The organism is Pseudomonas sp. NBRC 111138, assembly GCF_001320835.1.
Classification (GTDB): domain Bacteria; phylum Pseudomonadota; class Gammaproteobacteria; order Pseudomonadales; family Pseudomonadaceae; genus Aquipseudomonas; species Aquipseudomonas paracarnis.
Window position 1 is genome coordinate 20,889 of the sequence record NZ_BCBO01000013.1, and the last position, 26,636, is coordinate 47,524.

24 protein-coding genes and 3 pseudogenes are annotated in these 26,636 nt (G+C 56.9%); 9 read left to right on the plus strand and 18 right to left on the minus strand.

The window, feature by feature from the left end:
- Position 1: 1 nt before the first annotated feature.
- From APH41_RS01930 to APH41_RS01965, 8 genes are all read right to left on the minus strand, one after another.
- Positions 2 to 946 (minus strand): class I SAM-dependent methyltransferase, encoded by a 945-nt coding sequence (locus APH41_RS01930; RefSeq protein WP_054917147.1) that lies wholly within the window; start codon positions 944 to 946, stop codon positions 2 to 4.
- A gap of 11 nt (positions 947 to 957) precedes the next feature.
- Positions 958 to 2,337 carry an iron-containing redox enzyme family protein gene (locus APH41_RS01935; protein WP_054917148.1) on the minus strand — a complete coding sequence of 460 codons (1,380 nt, stop codon included), beginning with the start codon at positions 2,335 to 2,337 and terminating at the stop codon, positions 958 to 960.
- A gap of 295 nt (positions 2,338 to 2,632) precedes the next feature.
- Positions 2,633 to 4,375, minus strand: coding sequence for an ABC transporter substrate-binding protein (locus APH41_RS01940; protein WP_003192009.1), 1,743 nt, complete (start codon positions 4,373 to 4,375; stop codon positions 2,633 to 2,635).
- 179 nt (positions 4,376 to 4,554) lie between these two features.
- Complete coding sequence (locus tag APH41_RS01945) at positions 4,555 to 4,827, minus strand: DUF2160 domain-containing protein (RefSeq protein ID WP_054917149.1); 273 nt, start codon at positions 4,825 to 4,827, stop codon at positions 4,555 to 4,557.
- A gap of 11 nt (positions 4,828 to 4,838) precedes the next feature.
- Positions 4,839 to 5,639 carry a carbohydrate ABC transporter permease gene (locus tag APH41_RS01950; protein ID WP_003232361.1) on the minus strand — a complete coding sequence of 267 codons (801 nt, stop codon included), beginning with the start codon at positions 5,637 to 5,639 and terminating at the stop codon, positions 4,839 to 4,841.
- A gap of 10 nt (positions 5,640 to 5,649) precedes the next feature.
- Entirely contained in the window at positions 5,650 to 6,516 is an 867-nt protein-coding gene (locus APH41_RS01955; protein ID WP_005789024.1) for a carbohydrate ABC transporter permease, read from the minus strand.
- Positions 6,513 to 7,610 carry an ABC transporter ATP-binding protein gene (locus tag APH41_RS01960; protein WP_054898271.1) on the minus strand — a complete coding sequence of 366 codons (1,098 nt, stop codon included), beginning with the start codon at positions 7,608 to 7,610 and terminating at the stop codon, positions 6,513 to 6,515. Before APH41_RS01960 ends, APH41_RS01955 begins: the two co-directional genes overlap by 4 nt.
- Complete coding sequence (locus APH41_RS01965; RefSeq protein ID WP_014718865.1) at positions 7,610 to 8,704, minus strand: ABC transporter ATP-binding protein; 1,095 nt, start codon at positions 8,702 to 8,704, stop codon at positions 7,610 to 7,612. The genes APH41_RS01960 and APH41_RS01965 overlap by 1 nt, the downstream gene beginning before the upstream one ends.
- Before the next feature lie 351 nt (positions 8,705 to 9,055).
- Between APH41_RS01965 and APH41_RS01970 the strand changes: the two genes are divergently transcribed.
- Positions 9,056 to 10,873 carry a sigma-54-dependent Fis family transcriptional regulator gene (locus tag APH41_RS01970; protein ID WP_054917151.1) on the plus strand — a complete coding sequence of 606 codons (1,818 nt, stop codon included), beginning with the start codon at positions 9,056 to 9,058 and terminating at the stop codon, positions 10,871 to 10,873.
- 1 nt (position 10,874) lies between these two features.
- On the opposite strand, the gene APH41_RS01975 is transcribed toward APH41_RS01970, so the two are convergent.
- The 5 genes from APH41_RS01975 to APH41_RS01995 all read right to left on the minus strand — a co-directional run bounded on the left by APH41_RS01975 (position 10,875) and on the right by APH41_RS01995 (position 15,288).
- Complete coding sequence (locus APH41_RS01975) at positions 10,875 to 12,992, minus strand: TonB-dependent receptor domain-containing protein (protein WP_054917152.1); 2,118 nt, start codon at positions 12,990 to 12,992, stop codon at positions 10,875 to 10,877.
- 128 nt (positions 12,993 to 13,120) lie between these two features.
- On the minus strand, positions 13,121 to 13,396 hold the full coding sequence (locus APH41_RS01980; RefSeq protein WP_054917154.1) for a hypothetical protein: 276 nt from the start codon (positions 13,394 to 13,396) through the stop codon (positions 13,121 to 13,123).
- A gap of 133 nt (positions 13,397 to 13,529) precedes the next feature.
- A complete protein-coding gene (locus APH41_RS01985) occupies positions 13,530 to 14,270 on the minus strand; it encodes a hypothetical protein (RefSeq protein ID WP_054917155.1) in 741 nt (246 codons plus the stop codon).
- A gap of 151 nt (positions 14,271 to 14,421) precedes the next feature.
- Positions 14,422 to 14,778, minus strand: coding sequence for a hypothetical protein (locus APH41_RS01990; RefSeq protein ID WP_082430403.1), 357 nt, complete (start codon positions 14,776 to 14,778; stop codon positions 14,422 to 14,424).
- A gap of 312 nt (positions 14,779 to 15,090) precedes the next feature.
- Positions 15,091 to 15,288, minus strand: a complete 198-nt coding sequence (locus APH41_RS01995) for a hypothetical protein (protein WP_034127763.1) — start codon at positions 15,286 to 15,288, stop codon at positions 15,091 to 15,093.
- A 462-nt stretch (positions 15,289 to 15,750) separates the two neighbouring features.
- On the opposite strand from APH41_RS01995, the gene APH41_RS02000 reads away from it, so the two are divergent.
- Positions 15,751 to 15,960, plus strand: coding sequence for a hypothetical protein (locus APH41_RS02000; RefSeq protein ID WP_034135893.1), 210 nt, complete (start codon positions 15,751 to 15,753; stop codon positions 15,958 to 15,960).
- A 3-nt stretch (positions 15,961 to 15,963) separates the two neighbouring features.
- Here the strand turns inward: APH41_RS02000 and APH41_RS02005 are convergent, their stop codons facing one another.
- Entirely contained in the window at positions 15,964 to 16,971 is a 1,008-nt protein-coding gene (locus APH41_RS02005; protein WP_256220080.1) for a DUF4113 domain-containing protein, read from the minus strand.
- Positions 16,972 to 17,280: 309 nt separating this feature from the next.
- Here APH41_RS02005 and APH41_RS02010 point away from each other — a divergent pair, with 309 nt between their 5' ends.
- From APH41_RS02010 to APH41_RS27780, 3 genes are read left to right on the plus strand one after another with little or no spacing between them, the layout of a single operon-like run.
- Positions 17,281 to 17,691, plus strand: coding sequence for a hypothetical protein (locus tag APH41_RS02010; RefSeq protein ID WP_019819623.1), 411 nt, complete (start codon positions 17,281 to 17,283; stop codon positions 17,689 to 17,691).
- Between the two features lie 14 nt (positions 17,692 to 17,705).
- A complete protein-coding gene (locus APH41_RS02015) occupies positions 17,706 to 17,918 on the plus strand; it encodes a CopG family ribbon-helix-helix protein (RefSeq protein WP_019819621.1) in 213 nt (70 codons plus the stop codon).
- Positions 17,919 to 17,977: 59 nt separating this feature from the next.
- Positions 17,978 to 18,256 (plus strand): type II toxin-antitoxin system RelE/ParE family toxin, encoded by a 279-nt coding sequence (locus APH41_RS27780; protein WP_019819619.1) that lies wholly within the window; start codon positions 17,978 to 17,980, stop codon positions 18,254 to 18,256.
- A 910-nt stretch (positions 18,257 to 19,166) separates the two neighbouring features.
- On the opposite strand, the gene APH41_RS02025 is transcribed toward APH41_RS27780, so the two are convergent.
- A complete protein-coding gene (locus APH41_RS02025; protein ID WP_081376978.1) occupies positions 19,167 to 20,357 on the minus strand; it encodes a sensor histidine kinase in 1,191 nt (396 codons plus the stop codon).
- Between the two features lie 791 nt (positions 20,358 to 21,148).
- Between APH41_RS02025 and APH41_RS02030 the strand changes: the two genes are divergently transcribed.
- Both APH41_RS02030 and APH41_RS02035 read left to right on the plus strand, forming a co-directional pair.
- Positions 21,149 to 22,636 (plus strand): SulP family inorganic anion transporter, encoded by a 1,488-nt coding sequence (locus APH41_RS02030; protein WP_019819612.1) that lies wholly within the window; start codon positions 21,149 to 21,151, stop codon positions 22,634 to 22,636.
- Positions 22,637 to 22,647: 11 nt separating this feature from the next.
- Positions 22,648 to 23,171: pseudogene (locus tag APH41_RS02035) on the plus strand (universal stress protein); the annotation flags it as partial.
- Positions 23,172 to 23,255: 84 nt separating this feature from the next.
- Here APH41_RS02035 and APH41_RS29245 read toward each other — a convergent pair.
- Complete coding sequence (locus APH41_RS29245; RefSeq protein WP_019819608.1) at positions 23,256 to 23,651, minus strand: VOC family protein; 396 nt, start codon at positions 23,649 to 23,651, stop codon at positions 23,256 to 23,258.
- Positions 23,652 to 23,765: 114 nt separating this feature from the next.
- Here APH41_RS29245 and APH41_RS27795 point away from each other — a divergent pair.
- A pseudogene (locus APH41_RS27795) lies at positions 23,766 to 23,981 on the plus strand (Tn3 family transposase); the annotation flags it as partial.
- Positions 23,982 to 24,216: 235 nt separating this feature from the next.
- On the opposite strand, the gene APH41_RS02045 reads toward APH41_RS27795, so the two are convergent.
- The gene (locus tag APH41_RS02045; RefSeq protein WP_019819605.1) at positions 24,217 to 25,176 is read right to left on the minus strand and encodes a DMT family transporter; all 960 of its coding nucleotides are present in this window, start codon (positions 25,174 to 25,176) and stop codon (positions 24,217 to 24,219) included.
- A 255-nt stretch (positions 25,177 to 25,431) separates the two neighbouring features.
- On the opposite strand from APH41_RS02045, the pseudogene APH41_RS02050 reads away from it, so the two are divergent.
- Positions 25,432 to 25,707: pseudogene (locus APH41_RS02050) on the plus strand (transposase domain-containing protein); the annotation flags it as partial.
- Positions 25,708 to 25,738: 31 nt separating this feature from the next.
- Here the strand turns inward: APH41_RS02050 and APH41_RS02055 are convergent.
- Positions 25,739 to 26,368 (minus strand): LysE family translocator, encoded by a 630-nt coding sequence (locus APH41_RS02055; RefSeq protein ID WP_019819600.1) that lies wholly within the window; start codon positions 26,366 to 26,368, stop codon positions 25,739 to 25,741.
- Positions 26,369 to 26,636 lie beyond the last annotated feature (268 nt).

Genomic DNA, 26,636 nt, shown 5'->3' on the forward strand with positions numbered 1-26,636 from the left:
TTCAGCGCAATCGGGTGACAATCAGTGCGACCACGGCGATGCGCTCCACCTGCTCATAACCTGGCTTTTCCAGTTCTTCACCGAAAACATCCGGGTCCAGTTCGCGGTAGGTCCAGCCGTAGGCGTCGCTGCCCAGCAGCGGCTTGACCGCCTCCAGGAAGGGGTCGCTGCCGGCCACCATCGCCACCCCGGTATACAGCAACAGGCTACCGCCGAGGGCCAGGCGCCCGATGGACTCACTGACGATGCGCAGCGACAACTGCTCCCCCAAGGCGCCGCCGCCATGGCGATAGGCGCGCTGGCGGTCATCTTTCATGTACGGCGGGTTAGCGACGATCAGGTCGAATTCGCCCTCCACACTGGCCAGCACATCACTGTGGTACACGCTGACGTTATTCAGCGCGGCCAGCTCGGCATTCACCGCGGTCATGCGCAGGGCACGGGGGTTGATATCCACCGCCAGCACCTGGGCGTCATGCCGGGCTTTAGCAATCACCAGCGCACCGACGCCGGCGCCACAGCCAATGTCTACAGCGCGCTTGAGCGGCTCGAAACGCTGTTGCAGATAGGCTTCGATCACGTGGGCAAAGCGGTAGCTGTCGGGGCCGAAAAACACCGCGTCCGCCTGGTCGGTGGGATAAGGCGAATGGGCGAACAGCAGCCCGTCGAGGCTCGACCAACGCACTGCGCTGCGCCATAACGCGCCGTGCTTTTCGATCACATCCGCTTGCTGCAATTCTTCGCGCAGGGCCTCGGGCAACAAGCCTTGATCGAACGGCATCGACCAACCGAACACATCGCGCAGCGTCATTGCCAGGGGCGTCGTCAGCCGCCGATAGACACGCTCATGGGTCAAGGGCGTTGGCGTGATAAAGCGATAACCACCCTCCTTCAACCCCCGGCCCAAATTCAACAAGGCACGATCAGCCAGTTGTTGCGCAGACATAGGCACATTCCTTAGCGCAGGCGCGCACGCAGTTGGATAAAGCGGCGAGTGGCATACAGCCCGGCAGGCGTGCAGTGACGGCGTGCCGACAGCCACGGGATCAGTGCATTGAGCTGCTGCACATCGGGCAAGTTGCACAATGACTCCGCCAGGGCCTGGGTATCAGGATCCGCGGGACGATGCTGCTCGCGGGAAAACCGGCTGCCGCGTCCCGGCCGCACGGGCGGCACGCGTTCGCTGGTAACCCATTCACCCGCAATCCAGTCATGGATCAGTTGTTTTTCATAACCGCTGAACACCCCGAACATCGCGGCGCCAGCGCCCTCGATCAATTGCCAGAAGCGGCTGTTGGCGGGGTCCTGGTTGTGTTTGATCCAGCCTTTGTCTTCGAGGGCCTTGAGGAACGCGCCGATCTGCCCAGGCTGGGCCAGCCATTGGTTCACGGTCTGCCCTTCGAAGCGGCAATAGTCCGAATGCATGTGCTGGCCGAAGGCGCGCTTGCGCTCAAGCATCGCCACCACCTCGTCCTGCAAGTTGAATTGTTTGATGATAGACGTGGTACCCAGGCCCAAATCATTCAGACGGTAGCCTGCCGCCACACGGCGATAGAAGTCTGCCCTTCCCTCGCCCAGCGGCAACAGGTTCAGCACCGATTGCGCCGCCTTGCTCGCGTGGCCGCTGCTGGCGTTGTCGATGGTGACATGCAGCGTGAAGTAATAAGGGTCGATACCCAGCTCACTGAGTTCATAGGCGGTGATCAACAGGTGCAGCGGCAGTTGCTCGTAACCCAGGTTGAAGCCAATGACCTCCGGCAGGAACTCGTCGGCGCACACGCCAAGCGCCAGTTGCAGCGCGCCTTGCAGGTAATGGTCATCCTCAAGGCCGGCTTCGCTGTCGGCATCGTGTTCGCTGAGCAACTTGCGGTAGATCACCACATGGTTCTGCGCGGCTTCACCGTCGCCCAATTCTTCCAGGTAAGTGGTGAGCAGGCCGTCGAAGCGCTGGTCTTGCCAATAGCGCAGCAAGCCATAGAGCCAGGCGCCGTCGACCTGTTTGGTGGGTGCCACGCGCTGCAGAAAGTACAACGCATGGGCCTTGTTCTGGAAATACCGTCGTGGCCCCCCTTGCTGGCGCTGCTCAAGGTAGTCGGCATAGGCCTGGGCCACCTCGGCGCAGCGTTGCTCGACCCAGGCCATCAGCTGTTCGGGCGCCTCAGGCAAGTCGCAGTCGGTGTCCTCTACCAGGGCCAATTGATCGTGCAGGTATTCACGCGCCAGTTCGGTGGCGTCTTGGGTTTCGCCATGCAGCTGTTGGTAGACCCGTTGATGGCGGCCCTGGGCCGAGTCGGTGAGAGAGGCCGGCTGGCCAGACAGCGCTGTAAGGAGTGTCATGATGGCAGTTTCCGCAAAGTCCGTTACAACGGGCCTCCCACAAGGTGGCCCCGCAAGAGCGCTCAACATCACGCGCTTCTAAAATGCAGAGCCTCGGGGCGTGCGGAAAATTCAAATGAGGTTGGGTTGGGAGGGATAAGCGGTCTTTTGTCAGGGCTCACAAAACCAAAAAATGCCTGTAGGAGCGAGCTTGCTCGCGAAAAACGTCAACGATAACGCGTGCTTCCTGAATAAACGCGGCGTCGGTGAGTTCTTCGCGAGCAAGCTCGCTCCTACAGGGGTTGAGATGGCGCTGTTACTTACGCGCCGCCTCCCACTGCTTGAGCAGGTCGTTGTAGTTCACGGTTTCGCCCTTGGGCTTTTCGTTGGCCAGTTTCGGCTTCGGTGCACCCGGCTGGTCGAACCAGTATTGCGCGTCACGCTCGGGGTTCATTTTCGGGCCGCACACCGGTTGCACCTTGGAGCGTTCCAGGCGCGTCATGATCGCATCCTGCTCCTTGGCCAGGTTGTCCAGCGCCTGTTGCGGGGTCTTCTCGCCGCTGGCCGCTGCGGCGATATTGCTCCACCACAGTTGCGCCAGGCGCGGGTAGTCCGGCACGTTGGTGCCCGTCGGGGACCACTCGGTGCGGGCCGGGCTGCGGTAGAACTCCACCAGCCCCCCGAGTTTGGGCGCCATGTCGGTCATGGCCTGGGAGTTGATATCGGACTCACGAATCGGCGTCAGGCCAACGATGGTTTTCTTCAGCGACACCGTTTTTGAGGTCACGAATTGCGCGTAGAGCCAGGCCGCGAGTTTCTGCTTTTCGGGCGTGGACTTGAGGAAGGTCCATGAACCTACGTCCTGATAGCCCTTCTTCATGCCCTTTTCCCAATACGGCCCGACTGGGGACGGTGCCATGCGCCATTTCGGCGTACCGTCGGCATTCACCACCGGCAGGCCCGGTTTGACCATGTCGGCGGTAAACGCGGTGTACCAGAAGATCTGCTGGGCGATGTTGCCCTGGGACGGCACCGGGCCGGATTCGGAGAAGGTCATGCCCGCCGCTTCCGGTGGCGCGTAGGCTTTCATCCAGTCCACGTATTTCTGCGTGGCGAATACTGCCGCCGGGCCGTTGGTGTCGCCGCCGCGGGTGACGCTGGAGCCCACCGGGTGGCAATCCTCTACACGGATGCCCCACTCGTCCACCGGCAAACCGTTGGGCAAGCCTTTGTCGCCGCCGCCGGCCATGGAGAACCAGGCATCGGTGAAACGCCAGCCCAGGGACGGGTCTTTCTTGCCGTAGTCCATGTGCCCATAAATGCGCTTGCCGTCGATTTCCTTGACGTCTTCGCTGAAGAACTTGGCGATGTCTTCATAAGCCGACCAGTTCACCGGCACGCCAAGGTCGTAGCCGTATTTCTCCTTGAACTTGGCCTTCAGCTCCGGCCGCTCGAACCAGTCGGCGCGGAACCAGTAGAGGTTGGCGAACTGCTGGTCGGGCAACTGGTAGATCTTGCCGTCCGGCGCGGTGGTGAAAGATAGGCCGATAAAGTCCTTGAGGTCCAGGGTGGGCGAGGTGAAATCCTTGCCTTCGTTGGCCATCAGGTCGGTGATGGATTCGGTCTTGCCGTAGCGAAAGTGCGTACCGATCAAGTCGGAATCGTTGACCCAGCCGTCATAGATGTTCTTGTCGGACTGCATCTGGGTTTGCAGCTTCTCCACCACGTCGCCTTCCTGCAGCAGGTCGTGGGTCAGCTTGATGCCGGTGATTTCACTGAAGGCCTTGGCCAGCACCTTGGATTCGTACTCGTGGGTGGTGAGGGTTTCCGACACCACGTTGATCTTCATCCCACGGAACGGCTCCGACGCCTTGATAAACCACTTCAACTCTTCAAGCTGCTGGGCTTCGGTAAGGGTCGAGGGTTTGAACTCGCTGCCGATCCATTTTTTCGCGGCATCTTCATACGCATCGGCCCAGGCCGAAGCGCTCAAACCACTGAGGGCCAGTACGGCGGCCAATGAAATGCTATGTCGCAGCTTATTGTTTTTATTCAACATAGAGACCTCCAGGTTAATTTCAAACGGGGCTTGTAGGAGCGAGCTTGCTGTGGCGAGGGAGCTTGCTCCCGCTGGGCTGCGAAGCGGCCCCAAAATAGATATCCGAGTCGGTTATCGGTTTGGGAGTGCTGCGCACTCCAGCGGGAGCAAGCTCCCTCGCCACACAAGCCCGTGCACAGCTAGCCCCAACGCATCACACTCAACAGCCATACCAGGGAGAGCGCGGACGCCACCCAGATGCTCCAGTCGGTAACGCCGATCACCAGCAAATGCAGGTAGGCGCTGCCGAGAAGACCGATAAACAAGCGATCGCCACGGGTGGTGCTGATCGGCAGCAGCCCGCGCCGGGGGATGCTCGGCGAGCGCAGCTCCCAGGTGGTCATGCCCGCCAGAATCAGGGCGATACCGCCAAAAAACAGCGCAGTGGGGGCGGTCCAGGCCATCCATTCCATCATCGATTCCTCTAGACCCGGCCCAGGGCAAAGCCCTTGGCCACATGGTTGCGAACAAACCAGATCACCAACATGCCAGGGAGGATAGTCAACACGCCCGCTGCCGCCAGGACGCCCCAATCAATCCCCGATGCTGACACCGTGCGGGTCATCACCGCCGCGATGGGCTTGGCGTTGACCGAAGTCAGGGTGCGCGCCAGCAGCAGTTCGACCCAGGAAAACATAAAGCAGAAAAACGCCGTGACGCCGATGCCGGAGCCGATCAACGGAATAAAAATCTTCACAAAGAACTTGGGAAAACTATAGCCATCGATGTAGGCGGTTTCGTCGATTTCCTTGGGCACGCCGGACATGAAACCTTCCAGGATCCACACCGCCAACGGCACGTTGAACAGGCAATGGGCCAACGCCACGGCGATGTGCGTATCGAACAGGCCAATGGATGAATACAGCTGGAAGAACGGCAGCAGGAACACCGCCGGCGGCGCCATGCGGTTGGTGAGCAGCCAGAAGAACAAGTGCTTGTCACCGAGGAAGCGGTAGCGCGAGAACGCATAGGCCGCCGGCAACGCCACACTCAGGGAGATCACCGTGTTCAGACTCACGTAGTACAGCGAGTTGAGGTAGCCCGTGTACCAGCTTGGGTCGGTGAAGATCACCTTGTAGTTGGCCAAGGTGAAATCCTGCGGAAACAGGGTCAAGCCGCCGAGGATTTCGGTGTTGCTCTTGAAGGACATGTTCAACAGCCAGTAGATCGGCACCAGCAGGAACAGGATGTAGATCAGTAATGGAATTAGCTTGCGTTTGCTCATGCTGGCGGCCTCAGCGGTTGGCGTCGGAATGGGTCATGGCGGTGTAGAACAGCCAGGACACCAACAGGATGATCAGGAAGTACACCAGGGAAAACGCCGCCGCCGGGCCCAGGTCGAATTGGCCGACGGCCATTTGAGTAAGCGTCTGACTCAGGAAGGTGGTGGCATTACCCGGTCCGCCGCCGGTGAGCACGAAAGGTTCGGTGTAGATCATGAAGCTGTCCATGAAGCGCAGCATCACCGCGATCAGCAGCACGCTTTTCATCTTCGGCAACTGGATATGTCGGAACACCGCCCAGGCCGATGCACGATCAATCCGCGCGGCCTGGTAGTACACGTCCGGAATGGCCCTTAAACCTGAGTAGCACAGCAGCGCCACCAGTGAGGTCCAGTGCCACACGTCCATCACCAGCACGGTGACCCAGGCGTCCATGGTGTTGGCCGCATAGTTGTAGCTGATGCCCATGGCGTTGAGGGTCGAGCCCAGCAGGCCGATGTCGGCACGGCCAAAAATCTGCCAGATAGTGCCGACCACGTTCCACGGAATCAGCAAGGGAATGGCGAGGATGATCAGCACCAGCGAGGACCAGCGGCCCTTGGTGGGCATGGTCAGGGCGATGGCGATGCCCAGCGGGATCTCGATCAACAGCACGCAGGCCGAGTAGATGAACTGGCGCAGCAGCGAGTCGTGCAGGCGTGGGTCGAGCAGCACCTGCTTGTACCAGTCGGCCCCGACGAAATAGCGGCTGGATTGGTCGAAAATGTCCTGCACCGAATAGTTGACCACGGTCATCATCGGGATCACTGCACTGAACGCCACCAGCAGGAACACCGGCAGCACCAGCCACCAGGCCTTGTTGTTCTGCACCTTGTTCATGGCGCCACCTCCAGCAAATAATCGTCGGCGTAGAGCATCAGCCATTGCGCGGGGAAGCTGACGGAGGCCTTGCCTTCCGGTACCGGTTTGTCCTCGGCCAGGCGCACCTTGAGGGTGGCGCCATCGAGGTTGAGGGTCATGATCTTGTAGGTGCCGAGGTCTTCCACATGTACGACGTCGGCTTGCAGGGCGTCAGGGTTGTACTCGTCCCACACGTGGATAAATTCCGGACGAATGCCGACCTGGAGCTTTTTGTAGTCGGTGGTGTCGAGACGTTGCTGCATCGCTTCGGACAGCGGCAACAGGGTATTGGCGAACCCTACACCGCCAGCCTTGGCTTGCACCTCGATCAGATTCATCCCAGGGCTACCGATGAAGTAACCGACAAAGGTGTGGCTGGGCCGCTCAAACAATTCACGCGGCGTACCGAACTGCACAATCTGCCCGCCGTACATCACCGCGATCTTGTCGGCGAAGGTGGAGGCCTCCAGTTGATCGTGGGTGACGTAGACCATGGTGATATTGAACTGCTCGTGAATCTGCTTGAGCTTGCGCCGCAGTTTCCACTTCAGGTGCGGGTCGATCACCGTCAGCGGCTCGTCGAACAGGATCGCCGACACGTCATCGCGTACCAGGCCACGGCCCATGGAGACTTTCTGTTTTTCGTCGGCGGTGAGGTTACGGGCTTTTTTGCTCAGCAGGTTTTGCAAGTCGAGGACTTCGGCGATCTCCTGCACCTTGCTGTGAATTTTCGCTTCGGCCATGCCCTGGTTGCGCAGCGGGAACGCCAGGTTGTCGAACACCGTCATGGTGTCGTACACCACCGGGAACTGGAACACCTGGGCGATATTGCGCTTTTCCGGGGTCAAGTCGTTGACGACTTGGGTATCGAACAGCACCTGGCCTTCGGACGGGCTGAGCAGGCCGGAAATGATATTGAGCAGCGTGGACTTGCCGCAGCCCGACGGCCCGAGCAAGGCGTAGGCACCGCCCTGCTCCCACACATGATTCATTTCCCGAATGGCGTAGTCTTCTGGCCCTGTAGGCGTAGGGCTGTAGCTATGGGCCAGGTTGCGCAAATGGATCTCGGCCATCAGGCAACCCTCGCGACACGGCGTCCGGGGGCCTGGACCAAGCGGCCCTGACCATCGAACACAAACAGTTTATGGGTGGGGATATACACGCGGATCGGCGCGTCGACATCGTATTCATGCACCCCCGGCAGGTGCAGCACCAGCAGGAAATGCTCACTGCGCACATGCAGGAAGGTTTCCGAGCCGCTGATTTCGGCGACTTCCACGGTCACCGCCAGCTCCAGGTCATCATCGTTGCTGGGCACCAGGCTGATATGGCTGGGGCGCACGCCAAAGCGGAATTCGCCTTCGCCGATAGGACGCAGGTCAACATTGAGTGGGAAATGCACGAAATTGGCGAAGCTCACTTCGTTGCCGCTGATGCGCCCTGGCATCAGGTTGATCGGCGGCTCGGAGAACAGCTCAGCGGCGAGGACCGTTTGCGGCTGATGGTAGACCTCGGCGGCCTTGCCGCTCTGAATCACTCGCCCCTCGTGAAGAATGGTGGTGGTGCCACCCAAGGCCAGGGCTTCGTTGGGCTCGGTGGTGGCATATATCGCGATGGTGTGGCGCGCCTTGAACAGTTCGCGCATTTCCTGGCGCAGCTCTTCGCGCAGTTTGTAGTCCAGGTTGACCAGCGGCTCATCGAACAGAATCAGTTCGGCATCTTTCACCAGGGCGCGGGCCATGGCGGTGCGTTGTTGCTGGCCACCGGACAATTCCAGGGGGTGGCGCTGCAGGAATTTCTCGATGCGCAGCATCTTGGCGGTTTCCAGCACCTTGCTCTGGATCACCTCCTGGGACACACCGGCCTGGCGCAACGGCGAGGCGATGTTCTCGAACACGGTCATGGTCGGGTAGTTGATGAACTGCTGGTAGACCATCGACACATTGCGCAGGCGTACCGGCTTTTGCGTGACATCCACGCCGTTCATCAGGATGCGACCGCTGTCGGGCTTGTCCAGGCCGGCCATCAGGCGCATCAGGCTGGTCTTGCCGGACAGGGTGCGACCGAGCAGGACGTTGAAAGAACCGGCTTCGAACCGCAGGTTGGCGTCGTCGATCCAGGTTTGGCCGTCGACAACGCGGGAGACATGTTCCAGGGTCAATGACATGACACGACCTTTTTTATTATTGGAATGAATCTGGTGCGTTGTCAGAGCGAGTTTCGTGCCAAAACCGCAAGCGCTTGATGTGTAAGGAGATGGGTGAATCATGATGTTCAGGAGTGAACAATCCGGCTGAACAACTGAACACTGCCGGGGTTGACAATGAACAGTTGTGAACAACACTTTATGCGCGACGAAGATCAAATGTGGGAGCGGGCTTGCCCGCGATGGCGGTGCATCAGTTTGTAGATGCTGTGCCTGACCCTCTGCCATCGCGGGCAAGCCCGCTCCCACATTGTTCGATGTCCGACATTAGATGGCGCAAGACCCGACAACAATAATAAAGAAGGTCGCACGATGGCCGAACCCTTGACCCACGACACCCTTATCCAGGAATCCTGGCGCCGTTGCCGCGCCTACGGCCTGGACCACCAGAGCGCCCCCAGCTTTGACCAACTGCCCGCCGAAGGCATTCGCCAGCTCCTGGAAAGCCAGCATTCCCTGGTGCAGACCACCCACCAGGAAGTATTGCCCTACTACGAGAACATCCTCAGCAATTCCAATTGCCTGATCATGCTGGCCGACAATCAGGGCCAGGTGCTGACCTCGTGGGGCACCCAGCGGTTTATCGAGCCCACGCTGGCCCGTGGCTTCAGCCCCGGCGCCAGTTGGATGGAACGCGCCAGTGGCACCAACGCCATCGGCACCGCACTGGCCTGCGCCCAGGCTGTGCATATTGAGCACGATGAACACTTCCTCAAGGCCAACCGCTTCATGACCGGTTCCGCGGCACCGATTTTCGACGCCCAGCGCGAAATCATCGCGGTGCTGGACGTGTCCAGCGACAGTTACCTGCCGCCCTCCCACACCCTGGGCATGGTCAAGATGATGAGCCAGACCGTGGAAAACCGGCTGATCCTCAACCTGTTTCGCGGCGAACATTTCCAACTGACCTTCAACACCGGCCTGAGCAACCTCGACAGCCAATGGGCCGGCCTGCTGATCTTTGATGAAAGCGGCCAGGTGCTCTCGGCCAATCGGCGTGCGGATAACTTGCTGGGCATCAGCCTCTCGCGGGTGATGATCGACAGTCTGTTCAAGGTGTCGCTGCTGGAGTTGCTCAACCAGCCGGAAGGGCTGCCCTTTGCGTTGCAAGCGGCGGGACGCAATCGGTTCCAGTGCCTGTTGAAGGGCCCCAGGCAGATGCCGGTGCAGGCCCGGGTGTTCAGCCAACCGCAGCCGCCAGCACCGACCTCGATCAACCTCCAGACCCTGCATTTTGGCGATGTGCGCGTGGAAAAAGCCGTGCGCCAGGCCGAGCGCCTGCTGGAAAAGGACATTCCGTTGTTGATTCACGGCGAGACCGGCGTGGGCAAAGAGGTGTTCGTCAAAGCCCTGCACCAGGCCAGTTCCCGCAGCCGGCAGGCGTTGATCGCAGTGAACTGTGCGGCGATTCCCGCAGAACTGGTGGAATCGGAACTGTTCGGCTACGAAAAAGGCGCCTTCACCGGCGCCAACCAGAAAGGCAGCATCGGCCTGATCCGCAAGGCCGACAAGGGCACGCTGTTTCTCGACGAAATCGGCGATATGCCGCTGCCCACCCAGGCCCGCCTGTTACGGGTATTGCAGGAGCGCTGTGTGCAGCCGGTGGGCAGTAGTGAGGTATTCCCGGTGGACTTGCGCATCATCTCGGCGACCAACCGCGCACTGCGCGAGCTGGTGCAGGCCGGGCGCTTTCGCGAGGATTTGTACTACCGCATCGGCGGCCTGACCCTTGAATTGCCGCCGTTGCGCGAGCGTACCGACAAGCAGGCGCTGTTCCAGCAACTGTGGCAACAACACCGCGAGCCGACGCAATGGGCCGGGCTGAGCGCCGAAGTGCTGAGGCTATTCGAGCAACACCCGTGGCCGGGGAATTTACGCCAAGTGAGCAGCGTGTTGCAGGTGGCGCTGGCAATGGCCGAAGAGCAGCCGATCCGCGCAGAGCACCTGCCCGATGATTTTTTTGTGGATATGCAGGCGACAGTGCCGCTGTCTAAACTTGAACACCTGGATGAAAGTCTCGACCTGAGCCAACGCCTGGAAGCCGTGGGCGGGAATATTTCCCACCTGGCGCGAGAGCTGGGGGTGAGTCGCAACACCCTGTACAAGCGCCTGCGCCAACACGAAGGTTGATTTAACGCCAGCTCCAGGAAACGCCGGTGTAGATACCACGCCCATCAGCGGGGGTGGAGCGTGCAGCGTCCATGCCTTTGTCGTCGTAGCCCGGCGTGACGGTGTTGGCGTAACGGCGGTTGGTGAGGTTGCGCAGGTCGACCCAGGCTTGCCAGTCCTGCTTGGGCGCGTCGTAGCCGAAGGTAGCGCCGAGGGTGGTGTAGGCCGCCGCGTAGTAGGTATTGGCGTAGTCCACCGCTACCCGTGATGCATGCTCGGTATTGAGGCTGGTGTAGAAACCCGTCGGGTGGCTGTAGCGCAGTTGCGCCTGGTAGTAGTGCTTGGGAATGCCGGGCAAAGTGTTGTCGCCGAAACGCTCGTCGTCGCGGTAGTGGAAGTCGCTGAAGGTGTAGGCCTGGCGCAGCTGGAGCTCACCGCTGCCGCCGCCGTCCCACAGCAGGCTGAGCAGGCTCAGTTCCACGCCCTGGTGCACGGTGGGGCTGGCGTTGGATTCGGCGATGATAGCGTTGCTGGTGGCAGTCTGGGCCTGGGTCTCTACAGAAAGCAGCTCGTGGCGAACTTCCGAGCGATAGAGCGCCAGGTCCCATTGGCCGAGCCAGGCGTCACCGCGCCCGCCGACTTCCAGGGTGGTGGCGGTCTGATTACGCAGCTTCACGCCTTCGCGCTGCAACCCCGTGGCTGCCCCACTGCCCGGGCCAAAGTATTTGTTCGAGCCCCAGATCATCGACCACGCGTGCGGTGGCTCTACCGAGCGGCTCAGGTTGCCGTAGACCTGCAACTGCGGGGTGAAGTCGTAACGCAGGCCAATGCGCGGCGCGTAATCCCAATCATGCTGACTGAGCGGTGCCTGGCCGTCAGGGTAAGTGACCTGGGTTTCGCGGCGCGTATAGATGGCGGCAAGGCCGGTGGTCAGCCACAGATCCTCCACCAGTTCCAGCTCGTTGCCTACATGCAGCACAGTATCGGAGCCCAGGTAGCTGTAGTCGCGGGTCTTGGTGCCGGGGGCATAAATGGCAGTATTGCCCGCAGGGATGCGCACGTATTCCGACGCGCCATTGTTCGGCATCGCCTGGGTAGTACGCAGGCCGAGAGTGGTGGTGCTGGCATGGCCGAACAGGCTGTCCTGCCGGATGTAATTCAGGGTGCCGCTGATATCGGTGTAGGCAACTTTGAGGCGGTTGGTGCCTTCGCGCAGGTCCATGGGGTAATCGTGATAGGCCAGCCCGACCTCGACCCGCGCATTATCGTCCAACCGCAAGGTGGTCTTGTTGGCAATCCAGGTAGAGCCCGGTTGCAGGCGCTTTGAATCGCGGGCGGCATTGAGGCTGTTGGCGGCACGCGGATCATGGCTGATCTGGTCACGCGTGAGCCTGCCGGGTGAATCGTTGGTGGTTTCGCGGTAACGCAAGTAGAAGCGCGTTTCCAGGTCCGGGTTAAAGCTATAGCCGAAATTGGCAGCGATGCCCTTGCCGCTGCCGGCGCTTTGGTGCTGATAACCGTCGGACTCCGAATCGGTGAGGCTGATGTAATAGTCGGCGTCCCCCAGCACTTGCCCGGAACTGACTTCACGCTGGGCATAGCCGCGACTGCCGACCTCATAGCGCACCTGTAGCTTGGGCGCGTCCAAGCCGGTGCGGGTGACGTAGTTGACCGCACCGCCCAAGGCCAATGCCCCCTGATCGAACCCGTTGGCGCCACGCAGCACCTCTACCCGGCTTTGCCACAGCGGGTCCTTGAGCTCATAGGGCGTGCCGCCTGGGCCGGTAAGCGGCAGGCCGTCGAACATTTCATACAGGCCGGAGGCATGGGCACCGGGGGCGCGGTTCAGGCCCGAGCCACGAATGGACACCTTCACCCCTTCGTTATTGGCCGCCTTGGCGTACACACCGGCCTGGTACTTGAAGACATCCTCGTTGGTGCTGACCCGCCCCTGCTGCACGCTGTCCATATCGATGTAATTGGTGCCACCGGGCACGCTTTTGAGCTGTGCCTGGGCGATTTCTGCGGCGCTGGCCTCAGCCGTGGTGACTTCAACCGGCGCCAATTGCAGGCTTTCAGCCTGTACCAGCGAACTGAGGGTCAAGGCGGCAAAAATAAACGGGGGGTGGCGCAGCAGCATGTGGGCAGGTCCTTGGAATCCGGGAACGTGCCAGGCCAAACCCACCACGCGAACAGTGATGGGAAGGCAGGCATGCCCGTCAGGTCACTCCTTGATGACGGACAGGGGCGTTTTAAAAACAGGATGGATCAGGTTTGCCCGTCAGGCGTTGCCAATGCCCGCATCAGGTCATCGGCATCCGACCCCGGCGGAAAGCGGAAGCCATACATTTCGTCAGTGGCGAGAATCTCCCCCAAGGTGTCGCGCAACTGGACCTCCGTGGGCGAGTCACGCAATAACTTATGCGCCGGCAGCAATAACTCGGCAGACACGCCCTGGGCGGTCGCGGCATCGATCACCGCATAGAGGATAAACCGCAAGCGTATTTCGCGATCCGTGGGCCAAACCGTTTTTCGTTTACCCAAGGGAGGGCCTCGTGTTTAAGAAAAATCCGAGGCTATTGCCCGCAGGCAGGCGTTTCAAGCAGCGCGAGGCAAGATAGGCCGCTTCCTACAACGGAAAGGGAAACACCGCACCGATTGGTCGATGCGATGGGCCTCACTGCACCGGCAGGAAATTCATCAGCAACAGGCTTTGTGCGTAATTGAGGCCAATGCGCCGGTAGCGCTCATCAAGGATTTGGGTCAGCAGGTCCAAACGCGCGACGATCTTGCCGAACTCAACGGCAAAACTGAGGTTACTGCCCTCCTCTGATATCTCGTTGGAAAACAACAGCAGCACGCCATTGGCATCCTGACGCTGACTGAGCAGCCAGGTGGCCTTTTCGATATTGCGCGCGGCATTGCTGACAAACTGCGGGTTGATCGAGTCGGTCACATAAAACTGCGTACGCCCGCCGTGAGCGGTCACGAGCATGCTGCCAATCGCGTAGATGAACGCGCCGACGCGGTCGCCGCGAAAGTCAGGGCTCAAGGAATAACTCAGGGCAGCCAGGTCACTACGATCTCCCAGTGCGGGCAAGGGACGGCGATTTTCGATGGCCTGACGGATTTGCCGGGCGGCGGTCACTGCATCCGGATACCCCGATTGACGCCACTGGTTGGGGTTGCGCAGGTAGAGCTTGCTCATCAGCAAGTAGAGGCTTTGCAGGTTGTCACGCATCCCCAGGGTGGCCATGCGGTCGACGCTGGTCTGGAAGAATTCATCCGGCTTGCCATCGCTGAACTGCCTGGCGATATCGCGACCCTGTTGTTGGCTGCAACCTGTTGCGCAGAGCGCGAAAACCGCAGCAAGCAGCAGCGGCCATCGGGAGGTAAAAACAGTTGACGTTCGATCCATCGGCACCGGGTCTGATTCTGTTGGCCACCCGTGGGAGTCGGGTGGCTGGGACAGGGTAGATCAGCAGAATGGAAAAAAGTGCAGCGGTGCAGGCCAGATAAGCATCGGACTACAGACGCTGATCTGACCCGACACTTGATTCCCCGGCGTGCTAGAGCACTACCGTCGCAAGCATCCCCAAGACGCCCAGGCAGAACCCGATCAACGCGCCCCGCCCTGGAGCTCCATGAAACAGCGCCCAGACCACCACAGGCTCCAGAAGCAATAACGAAGTGACCGAGACTACCGTGACAATCCAGATATCACCGACAACCACAAACCCCAGCCAATAGGCGCCCAGCAGGCAAAGCCCGGCAAAACACATCAAGACCACGGGAAGTACAAAGACCTCCCAGGAACCACTGCCGGCCTGGGCCAACTTGGCGGTCACCACCTCACTGTAGATTGCACAAAACTCACCGACCACCATCAACCCTAGAGCAAAAACTCCGAGTAATTCTTTGGACATATCAAAAACTCCTTCGTATTCAGCGCACTGTTTTTCAGCTCCCAGTCGGCAGTGCTGCAGCCGTTGTGAGCGTCGTTGCCTTGATACGAAGGGTTCTTGAAAAGGCCCGAATTACCGAAATGCTTGTCCATGCTCATGTCCTTCAAAGGGTTGAGGCTCAGCTATCCAATACAGTGCGTGCTGATCATAGAGGCATCGTGAAGCCATTCACAATTATGCGATGCCAATACTTAAGGATTACGGTTATTTAAATGAGCCGAAAGCCGCAATAAAAACCCGGCGCTGGGCCGGGTTTCATTGATCGGGAGGTCTTCAGGTAGCGGGGTGCTCACTTGCTACGGAGTCCGCCGCGTCTACATCCGACATGTCCTCCTCGATCGGGGCCTCGTCATCCGGGGGTAGCGGGATATCGTCCTCATCGCGCCTCGGGTCATGTCCCGTCTCATTATCGGTGTTACGAGTAACCGCTTGCTGGGAAATGTTGCCTTGGGCTTTCTCGTTGATTTCCATGCTGGCTCTCCGTGTATCGCTCGGGATATCCGTGCTTAAGATTGAGAGGAAGCAACGGATGGAGAGTGCCGGATGTTAGACGAATGGTGGTTCGTCTTTGAAAGGTATGAATGCGAAAAACAGCGTTTATTTGATTATCAGCACACCCAAACCCCAGAAACGCAAAAGCCCCGCTTTCGCGAGGCTTTCGTGTAAATCTTGGCGGGAAACCAGGGATTCGAACCCTGGAGACGCTATTAACGTCCGCCGGTTTTCAAGACTGCCGAGTTAGCTACAAAAATCAATAGCTTAGCCATTTATCGTTTCCGCAACTTAGAGTTTTTAACCAGCCTACAGCCAGCATATATCAAGGGGCGTACACTGGGTTGCGGAAATGATTTACCCCTCCTCCGGCGTCCTGCCGAACGATCTCCCAACTCCATAATTTGCCTGCTACGCTGTTCGCTCCACGGAGGAACTACGATGCCGAACTCAGACCTAATCCCTTCCCTGCTTTCCAAACTCTACGAAAACCAACTTGCCCTCGAAGCGTCCATCCTGGAGCTGTCAAATTGGGTTGAGCAACGTGGCTCCGCCGAGGTGGCAGACAACGTGCGAGGCGCCCTTTTCACAATCGGCCACAATGAAGAATTCATCAAAATGTCTCTGGCTGTCCTTATGACGGAGGAATGAGCGTTACTTGCAGGCCACCGTCCAGAGCTGATCCAGCTTAGTGGTATAGCTCTGGCTCATCATCTCTCGACGCATACCCCAGTCAGGGTTTGTAGGTACGCTGGCAGATCGAAGCGTTCCCCTTCCCCAGCGTTCATTGATCTGATCAAGAACCGTCATGACCTGGGTTGCCTCGGTCGGCTGCGATATTGCAAAAAGATCATCGGTGTATTCGCCTGGCTGGCACAGGTTGAGCAGCATTACCTCGGCCTTGCTGTATTTGAAACCCGGCCGGAAGATCCGATCGAGCGCGTCTACCGCCGCCTTCGTGAGCAGGCGCACGTCATCGGTAGGGTATGGCATATCTACCATCACCCCGTTGGCGTACTTGGCTTCCTCCGGGTTGAACATGCCTGTGCGGATGCAGACGCGGACCTTTTTGCAAAGCGAGTTCTGCGCACGCAGCTTTTCCGAGGCTCGCATCATGTAGGTGGCCACCGCCTCCTTGATCGGCGGCAGCTCAGTCAGCCGCTTGCCGAACATCCGACTGCAGCAGATTTCCTGCTTCGGCGGGTCGGGCTCGTCCAGCTCCAAGCACGACGTGCCGGCCAGTTCACGCGCCGTTTTCTCGATCACTACGCTGAATTTCTTACGGAGCGTCCAAGGATCTGCTTTGGCCAGGTCCATCGCTGACTTTATACCCATGGCGTCGAGGTGGAGTTTCATTTTGCGGCCCACGCCCCACACTTCGCAGACGTCAGTATTACGCAGGACCCAATCGCGCTTGACCGGATCGGTGATGTTCACTACACCACCGGTTTGAGCTTGCAATCGCTTTGCCGTGTGGTTGGCCAGCTTGGCCAAGGTCTTGGTGCTTGCTATTCCAACCCCCACTGGAATGCCAGTGCAGCGCAGCACCCGCTCCCTGATTTGACGACCCAAAGCATCCAGCCCAGGAATACCCGATAGGTCAGCAAACGCCTCATCGATGTAAAGGAAAGATGTCAACCCATGGACATGAGTGAAGCCCACGCCAACTCTAGTTTCCCGCTGAATACACCATGACCATGGATATCCACCTACGAAGCGCTTTCAGAGCCTAATCTGTCCATACCGAAAGCCGCTGTTGACTGCGAGCAGCAGGAGCTGACATCAGGTTAGGGTATAGCCCAGCCTGACACCGCAGCTTGTCAACATAATATTATTAGTTATGATTACTTTGAATCATTTTTTTTGGACGCTGGCGTAGAATGAGAGGCTCAATCACATGTCATTCCACCGGCTGCTGATGACATTCCTCACTCGAACCCCACCGTACCAATTCGAGAGAAGTGACGCTTCATGAAAAATCATCCTGACACAGTTGAGCTGTTACAGAAAATTGATAAGCTGCTGACGGCAGTGGAGTCGTTGCATAATTGCCTCCAAACCCTCGAAGCTGTACCCAATGACAGTTACGATATTGCCCGTACCCAATTGCGTAATGCGGCCCGCGAGGCCTCGCACGTGATCGAGCGCCATCGAAGCACGCAAGAACTGAATCAAAAATCAGAGCAAAACGTGCCGCACTCTTTGGCGTTGCTTGCTTCTGCCGAAGCGGCGGAATGGCGCGCCAATGAACTCAGAAAAAATGGCGATTATGCCGAAGCACGCCAAGCCAGCGAACGTGCCATTACGTTACGCCAAGCGGCATCGGAAGCTGCTGTGATTGAACGCCGGCAAGGCATGCACCTTGTGCAGCCAATTGGTTAGAAGTAGCAGTCTTCATGGCAACTACCGCAAAAACTCGATCCGTCACCGCTCATGTACCTATGCAGTTAGCCGAAAAGGTAGATTTAATGGCTGAGCGGCTGGAGCGCTCCAAGAATTGGATCGTCAAGCAGACTCTGGCTGCTTGGATAGACCAAGAAGGGGGGCGCAGTCGCCTGACACGCGAAGCGTTGGCCGATGTAGACGCTGGTCATGTGATTGACCACTAAGCTGTCCAAGCCTGGGCCGACAGCCCCAACACCGAATCGCCATTAGCAATCCCGAATTGATGGAGTTGAATTGCACCAGCAAAGCGCTTTCTGACCTTGCTCGCCTATATGAATTTCTGGCGACGGTGGTGGATCAGCCTGCCGCTGCTCGTACTGTACAGCAACTAACAGTTGCCCCGACAACGTTGCTGGCAAATCCACGCATCGGTGAGCGGCTAGATGAGTTCGAACCTAGCGATGTGCGCCGAATCCTGATTGGCCACTACGAGATGCGTTACGAAATTACGGGATCTATCGTCTACCTGTTGCGCGTGTGGCATAAACGCGAGAACCGATAGATAAATTTTTAACACAAATCGCATTCTCCGCGACGATTCCAGGGAGAGGATCAGTTCTCCTCAGAGTTGACAGCCAGAGTCTCGTTTCCTCGATATTGAATTTCAGACCCTGTATTTCCATAAGAACGAGAAAGTTTCTTGAGATTCGGTAATGCCCGCAGGTAGCACAGTGACGCTCCTCCCAATCGCCAATTGACCGTTGCAAACCAGTCTTTTGAGCGCATATCAAGCAGCCCATTTACCCCTCCATGGAGCAGCCGTGACTCTTGCGAGGCAGGGACAAAGCACAGTTAGATTTTATTGGCAACTTTACGGTAGCTGCTTATCGTGAGAAAGCCATATTCGTAGCGAATATTTTCCTTAAATTTTGGCACTCAACTTAATGAACAAAATCTCCGAACGTACGTTGGCTGGCTGGAATTTTACGTTGAGCACCACGAAGCGGGATCGCTGCCAGCGCCCTTGAAGGGCTCATGGGTGGCGATTTTTTAAATGCACACAGTCTCTACGCTGGCTTCAGATTCGTACCTGGTGGAATTGGTGGAAGCCGTTGAGCTGGCTCGCATTGCTTGGCGGGATACGGTTAATCACCTGCAACACGTTTCAGATGACGTTTGGCTGGGTCAGATGGAAGCAGTGGTGTGTCTTGAAATCCAATACAGAACCCAGCAAGAGCAGCTCTGTCGTTACCTCTACAAAACAGTAATGAGCAGTGGCGGATAATTGCTGCTCTTGGATAGCGCCAATCATTCAAGCCTACGCTGGGCGGGCTTTTTGAGCATCCGAGGGATACGATATCTGACAATCCATTGCCCGACACGGGTTTCAGATTAACCTTACACAGAGCGCTCGCCGAGATGAAGTTGCAGACCGTTTCCATTAAAGTCCTTGTACGTTACGGTCTCCCTGCTCATCTCAGAAGACCATCAGGAACCAGCCTTGCGGGGAGGCGAGTCTTGAACACAGGAGAAAAAATTATCTGAAACGCGGTGCCTCCAAGGTCTGCGTTGGGCTCATGACTTAGCGAACCATCTAGGTTCTTTACCAGTTCAGTGATCACCTTCATTCCCAGCCCCGACATTTTATGTACATCAAAGTCAGTCGGGAGGCCTCTGCCATTGTCGCTCACAGTCAAGCAGCATTGGTGCTGATATGGTGTTAAATGAACGTTGATTTTAGAGGCTCCATATTTCAATGCATTGGTCACCAATTCGTTAACAATCAGACCGATTCGGCTGAGTTGTTCACTATCCAACGCCAGTGGGACGGCGTCGACTGAGATTACCATCTGGCTTTCAGATCCCAGCATCGTAGATAAGCCAGCGCACAATTGGACGAGATAGTCAGCACTATCCAGCGTAGAGGCTGCCTTGCCGACATTAATATGTTTATGCACATTGGCTACAGCAAATATCTTGGTTGCCGCTCTGGAAATCTCCTTAGCCGCTTCAGAGCTGCCCAGCTGAGCACTTTGAATGCTCAACATCGACACAATCAGATGAAGGCTATTCATCACACGATGGTCGATTTCTTCGGCCATTAAGTGGGAATGATTCAGCGCCGCTTCCTTTTCCGCGATGGATCGCATAGCAGACAGGCGCAGCTCCAGTTGATCCATCACAACGCTTGCAAGATCCGTCAATGTGTCTAGCTGGTCTTGGGTGACCGTACGCGGCTGCGTGTCCAAAACACATAGCGTGCCAAGATTGAAACCGTCGTGGGTATGAAGCGGTACTCCCAAATAAAACTGTAACCCGAATTCGCCTGCGACGAGGGGATTAACGAGCGTACGAGGGTCGTGTCTAGCGTCCGTTACTAACCAAGGTTCTGCCTGGAGGATCGCGGAAGAACAAAGGCCTGAATTGCGGGGAATTTGTTTTACGTCGAGTCCGTGATGAGATTTGAACCAGATTCGGTCTGTATCGACGATGCTCACGATTGCTATCGGAGTTCCAAGAAGACGAGCTGCTATCGCGGTCACACGATCAAATGCGCCATCCGGAGGCGTGTCTAGGATGGCGTACCTGCGAACAGCGTTCATCCTGAGCGCTTCCTCTTGAGCGGACTTACTAGAACTGACGGGATGAGTCACGGTGTTCATAGTGTGCACTCACAGGAATAAGGCCAGTAGCTGTGCTCTCGGGTTCGATGGAATGCCCCAAAAAAATTGGAACTTTTCTATGGCCTCGCGCACAGGGAGCAAATTGGATGATAGCAGAGTGTGCATTGCTACACTATTACGTGCGGAACAGCTGGACATCCTACGCTGCGCTCAGTGCGCCGGTATCTTGTGGTTAGAAGAAACCAAAAGGTTAGCGTACGTTTTTTCCGGGTTCTCTCGGCCGCCTTCCGGAACACCCCGGATGGCAGAAGTCCGCATCCGACACTAGGTTCACGCCAGCATGACGATAAGCCTGGACGATCAAACGCGAGCAGAACTGCCTCCGGTCGGCCACGAAGGCAGCTAACAGTAACCGTCTGGCCAACTCACCGCTCAGCACACAGACCAGCTCGAACAGGAATGAATGGAAAGCAAAGTCTTGCCCGCAGGTATACCGATTGACTAAGCCTATATCTGACGTAGCTCATGCAGAGCTTGGCAACGGGTCGCAATCGGCGACGGCTTCATTGTATACTTCGGTTCCGCATACCCCTTGAGCACAGGAACATCAGCATGACTGTACTCCAAACGATCTACTGGCAGCCTACGCCGCCTTAGCGCTACGCCCCCCTCGCAACACCTGCTTCCGCTAGTCTCGCTCGCGGGCGCACACTGCTGTACGCCTGGTTTTTGCACCTCAAGCACACAGCAAAAAATCCTCAAAATTTGAACTTGTATCGATTCGTTCGCCATTCCTTTGGCGTGCGCGATGCTTTGCCTTGGATATTCTGATGCTGCAATCGCTCAAACAAACGTGGTTTTCCAACGTCCGTGGAGACGTGCTAGCAGGTCTCGTAGTCGCCCTGGCATTGATCCCGGAGGCCATTGCCTTCTCGATCATTGCCGGCGTCGACCCCAAGGTTGGTCTCTACGCCTCCTTCTGTATCTGTGCTGTTATTGCCTTCGTCGGCGGTCGTCCCGGCATGATCTCGGCGGCTACCGGCGCCATGGCACTGCTCATGGTTACTTTGGTTAAAGAGCACGGACTTCAGTATCTGCTGGCAGCCACGTTGCTCTGTGGGGTACTTCAAATCCTCGCGGGTTACCTGAAGCTAGGTTCGCTGATGCGCTTCGTCTCTCGCTCTGTGATCACGGGTTTTGTAAACGCATTAGCGATTCTGATTTTTATGGCGCAGTTACCTGAATTGACCAACGTGACCTGGCACGTCTACGCCATGACCGCAGCGGGCCTAGGGATAATCTACCTGTTTCCGTATGTACCTGTGATTGGCAAGCTGATTCCTTCGCCATTAGTGTGCATCCTGACACTGACTGCACTTGCCTTTTACCTCGGGCTGGACATCCGTACCGTGGGTGACATGGGCCAATTGCCGGACACACTGCCGATTTTTCTGTGGCCTGAAGTGCCGCTGAACTTTGAAACCCTGCGCATCATCTTTCCTTACTCCGCAGCGCTGGCAGTTGTAGGCCTATTGGAGTCGATGATGACCGCGACCATCGTCGACGGTCTGACGGATACCACCAGCAACAAAAACCGCGAGTGCAAAGGTCAGGGTGTGGCCAACATCGCCGCTGGCATGCTCGGCGGGATGGCAGGTTGCGCGATGATCGGCCAGTCAGTCATCAACGTGAAATCTGGTGGCCGCACCCGCCTCTCGACATTGTGTGCCGGCGTTTTCCTGCTGCTGATGGTGGTATTTCTTGGCGAATGGCTCTCTAAAATCCCGATGGCGGCACTCGTGGCAGTGATGATTATGGTGTCCATCGGTACCTTTAGCTGGGATTCCTTGCGCAATATGAAAGAGCATCCGCTGTCGACCAACCTCGTCATGGTGGCGACCGTCGTGGTCGTCGTGGCCACTCACAACCTGGCCTACGGCGTATTGGTCGGTGTGCTGCTGGCGTCCCTGTTCTTTGCCAACAAGGTCGGACACTATCTGGACATCAAGAGCACTCTGCAAGAGGCGCAATCGCATCGGACTTATTACGTTGTGGGCCAGGTGTTCTTCAGCTCTGCAGACAAGTTCACTGAGGGTTTTGACTTCAAGCAAGCGCTGAAAAAGGTCACCGTCGATCTCACACAGGCGCATTTCTGGGATATTACCGCCGTCGCAGCGCTGGATAAGGTCGTGATCAAGTTCCGCCGTGAGGGCGCTGAGGTTGAAGTGCTCGGTCTCAATGAAGCCAGCGCAACAATCGTTGACCGCTTCGGTATGCATGACAAACCCGGTGCCATCGACAAGCTCATGAGCCACTAAGGAGGACGACAATGACCCACGTAATGGCATGCAGATAACTCACAATCCGCATTGGCGGTCTGTGATTACGCAGCATGGGCTTCGCAACGTCTCAGCGCTCCCCCTGACCTTGCTTCATGTGCTGGATAAGGAGAAATATCCTGCATCCGCTGACCTCAGCGGCAATATCGGTCTCGGCAGCAGTGAACATCTACTGGAAGATCTGGCCACGCTGGATGCGCAGCGTGCAAAACTGGCCTTGGAGCATGGCCAACACATGCTGGAAAAGGCCAGGGAGCGAACGGCCATTTCCGGCGCTGCGTTTCCTGAGCTGAAGCAGCGCCACGGACACTTGGTAGAAATCTGAGCGACCTTCAGGAGGATTCGACTGTTGGTGATAGGAAGAGTGGGTGAAGACAACTCACGCAACGCGCACAGCCTTGGCAGCCAGATAGAAGCTGTGGTGCGAACAATTCACCGGCCTATCCTGATCACAGCTAGCAGCTATAAAAAGCCCGAAAAGGTGATGCTCGCATTTGACGGCAGCTCCACTGCCGTATCCGTCCGGCGAACACGCCTTGCTTCCCGATAGATAATGCTGCGCCCTCGATTCTCGACTGTTCAAAGTTTCAAGCTACGCTTAGGGATCCGGAGCATATGCAAAACAAAGCTTATTCCCCTCTGGATCCCGACAATATGCTGCATAGAAATCTGAAGCATATTCTCGAAAGCCCGGCTTACCCTCATTGGTTCCTCCCATCTCAATAGCAAGCGCCCAGACCTCACGAACCTGGGCCTCCGAAGCTGCCAGAAAACTCACTTGAACACCGTTCCCCCAAGTGGCTGCAAGACCATTTATAGGGTGCTGGACGTAGAACTGGGGCCATCGCCTATTGGGGTATCGCCAGCCTACGCCGCGAGCAGCCCCACCGTTCCCTTCAGGCATCTGGATAAGGCCTAGTTTCGCCAGCAAGGCGTCGTAAAAGACTACCAAACACTCAAGATCCCTAGCTCCGACGTGCACGTGACTGAACATAGGTATACTCCGCGAAAGGGGGACGTGTCGCTTTGTGATAATGCGCAAGCACCGGGCATCACACATTGTAATGTCGCCCCGGTGCACACGGGTGTCTAGCCATCTTTGCTGGACTTGACCGCAGCCATTGTGCTGTGGAACACGGTGTTTCTCGAGCGGGCAGCCCAAAGGTCAGCCGACGCCGGAAAGCCGGTGAATACAGATCTGTATCAGTACCTGTCGCCGTTGGGCTGGTAGCACATCAACCTGACAGGCGATTACGTGTGGCGGCAGAGCCACAAACTGGAAGATGGAAAATTCAGGCCGCTACGGCAGGTCGGAAAACCTTAGTATACGATTTTCCCGGTTCCTGCTCACTAGCGGTCGACGGCCAGTTCGTGGAATGCGCACTGACGTATGCGTCCTGTCAGCGGTGTCCAGCCAACACATCTTCCAAGCTCCGGCATTAAGCGCCACGGTGTCTCCGGTTTTAAAATGAACACCATCGCGCTTATAGCTGGGTTTGTGTAGGTGACTCCAAACGACGCTTACCAAAGAACTTTCTCCGATGGGCTTTCAGAGCAAATCACGCCTGTACACTCGAACCTGCGCGGTAACTTGGCGTCATGACCTTTATTGCGATTGTGGCACCTGTTAACAGGGCTATTACTCCCAGCATCTCAAGACCGGTAGGTAGACGGTTTTCGGCGATAAGGCCGAACGCAGCGGCGAAGATCGTTTCTACAGAAATGAGCTGCCCAGACAGGGCCATGGGTAACCGCTGGCTTGCAATGTTCCAAGCCCATGCCCCTCCAACGGAGGCAAAACATGCCAGCGCTGATGCTGCGGCGAAAACCGGTAGAGTATTGTCCAAACGTAGGTCAATGTGCGGGTAGCTATATACCCCAAACACAAGCCCGAAAGGTAAGAAAAGCAGGACGCTGACACCTGCTCCACTCATCATTAGTCCAGTCCAAAGACCTGAATGTACTTGGGGAATTTTTGCCAATATCTTTTGGTTTAATATGCTGAACATTAACCAAGCCAATACTGCGCCTAACGCATAACCTACTGCCACAAGGTACGAGGGCGCGCCTCCATCTAAAACGCTGACCAAAATTCCATAATTCGTTGCAACCAAACCAAAAACTGCCAGAATTATGGGTGCACAGAAGCTGCTCCAGGAAACTGTTCGGTTGATCAAATTGCCTGTGATGGCAACTATAACCGGCGTAGCGCTCAAAAATGCGGGTGCGATTATAGCCCCACCGTGAAGTACACTTCCCATAATGCATCCTATGTAAAGAGCATATCCTAGGACGCCAAGCAGCCCGGCCATCATAGTTGAACGCCAGCTTAAAACTGGATCGCCAGGCCAATAAACACGAATAACAACAAGACCAATGCAGCCAGAGATGATGAATCTCAATGTAATAAAATCAACCGGTCCAAAATCTCCCATCATGTAAGGAGACAGAAAATTAAGCGCCCAGCTGAACGTAGCGAAAATTGCAGCTGCAATCCCAATCACATAGGATTTTGACATCGCCTCTCCTGTGACGGGCTTACACGCCCGATTTTAGATAATAGGATCGCAATATTTCGAGGAGCGAATCTCCTTACCGTCCTTTATACCAATAAATTGTGACCCATAGGCCGTCTGAGTTGGTTTACCCAAGTTAACGCCCATCCCTACGTCGCCACCACTTTCAGACTTGCCTTCGAACATGGATTTTGTCTAGTCGTGAGCGCCAGTCTAGAAAGCGCATTGTCACAGCAAGTCGGGTCTTACACGGCCGCAGCGCTGTCGCGCTACCTTGATGACGGTGCCGTACCCATAGACAACAAATGGGCCGAAAACCAAATCAGGCCATGGGCTCTTGGGCCGAAGAACTGGCTCTTTGCAGGGTCGCTGCGCAGCGGTAAACGTGCGGCAGCGATCGTGAGCCTGATCCAGTCTGCACGGCTGAATGGTCATGATCCGTATGCTTATCTGAAAGACGTTCTCAGACGCCTGCCGACGCAGCGGGTGAGTGAAATCAAGCAGTTGCTTCCGCATAAGTGGGAGCCCGTTTAATCATGTAAGGGTGACGCTCGGACGTACACACTTAAGTTCGTCTGGCTGTAGCCAATAAGGCGGCTGCGCCGAGCATCATTGCACCCGTTATGCGATTGATGATCGACAATTTCCGCTTCGAAGGGTGCAGAGATCGAATGATGCTGCCAGCAAGGGCCCAGCCTATAGCGGCGATAAACTCGACCGCAATGTAGATTGCACTTAAAACGACGAACTGGGCAGTGAAGGAGGCGCCAGTACCAGCAACAATGAATTGGGGAACAAAAGCAGTGAAGAGCAAGATTGCTTTGGGGTTGGTCATGGCAGTCATGAACTCCCTGCGTGCCAAGGAGTAGGCATCGACAGGCTGGAATACCGAAGCCCCATCTTCGTGACAATCACGGCCTATCATCATTCTTACGCCGAGATAGGCGAGGTAAAGGACACCTACCCACTTAATAATCTGGAAAGCGGGTTCAGACGCCTCTAGCAATGCGCCTAAACCGACAATCACCATTGCGATCATCAATGCAAAGGCCGTACACCGACCTGACAGACCGACCACTGTAGGCAGCAAACCCTGCCTGCTGCCATTTGCGAATGCAAGCAGGTTGTTGGCGCCCGGTGAGACGGCAACGATTGCTGCTGCGGGGAGAAATAGGAGGAGTTGGGCTAGGGTCATGGTTGGAACCTCGGCATCGACAATAATTGATTCTAGCCAGAGCTTGAATAGTCTCTACGAGGATCGGGCATATTTCGCAGCGCCTATCCTTTGGAGAAGCGGTGTTCAGGTGTTTGTTGGTAGCTTCGGAGTATGCTTTGGGGTCAGTAAGGTGTGTTGGCTAGACGCTTACTACGCTTCCGCAAATCACCTTTGTTTACGTTCACCCCCGCTGAACCCTGGATGATAGCAGCATCTCATGCTCACTGGATTGTTTGCGACGTCAAAG